Genomic DNA, 796 nt, shown 5'->3' with positions numbered 1-796 from the left:
GATTGCTAAGTATTTCCCTTCTTGTTTCCCTTTGGCGAATACCGCCTCCTTTCGATTTCCTTCACTTTTTTTAATAGGATGTTCTCTCTTTCCTGTAATTCAAGACGATGCTTTAATAGGGCGTTTTCGCGTTGCAGTTTTTCGATTTCACTTAACTCATCATCCTGCTTATGCTTTCCCCGTTTGTCCTGTAAGCCTATTTCACCTTGTTCTTGATACTTTTTTACCCACTGATATACTTGGGCATAGGATACATTATAATACTCTGCAGCGAGTTTATATTCACTGTCATGCTCCAGACAATATGCTACGATTTCCTGTCTTTCCTCTAATGTGGTTTTTCTTCCTTTGGTCATGTAAACTTCTCCTTTAGGTTTATAATCCTTTAGTTTCTCATAACCATTATACTTGGAAATCCATCCAGCTAAAATACTATCACTGCTTATTTCGTATTTTCTTATGATATCTTTATAAGAGCCTTTACCAGATAAGTAGTCATTAATAGCATTCTCTTTTAGTTCCTTTGAATAGGCTTTATTTCTTCGTTTTGGTAAGAATCCTATTTCACCATATTCATCATAAAGTGATACCCATCTGTATAAAGCCTTTCCAGATTTACACAATTTTAGATCATGACATATCTGGCTTCGTCCACGTTTACCACTCTTGTAGTCCTGCACCGCTTCTATTTTCTGTTCTATTGTGTACTTACTTTTTCTTCCCATAAGAAAAGATCCCTCCTTCCATAAACAACGTTTTATTTATTTCCGTTGTCTACTTTAGAGGGATCATATCA

At 35.8% G+C, this 796-nt stretch carries 1 protein-coding gene; it reads right to left on the bottom strand.

Translation table 11 applies throughout. From position 1 onward, the window contains the following. Positions 1 to 5: 5 nt before the first annotated feature. Positions 6 to 725 (bottom strand): transposase, encoded by a 720-nt coding sequence (locus tag UGRO018_RS17710; RefSeq protein ID WP_416327840.1) that lies wholly within the window; start codon positions 723 to 725, stop codon positions 6 to 8. Between the last annotated feature and the right edge of the window lie 71 nt (positions 726 to 796).

Origin of the sequence: Hoskinsella mucinilytica, assembly GCF_045223415.1 — a bacterium.
GTDB lineage: Bacteria > Bacillota_I > Bacilli_A > Erysipelotrichales > Erysipelotrichaceae > Hoskinsella > Hoskinsella mucinilytica.
This window is presented reverse-complemented; position numbering and strand designations above follow the sequence as displayed.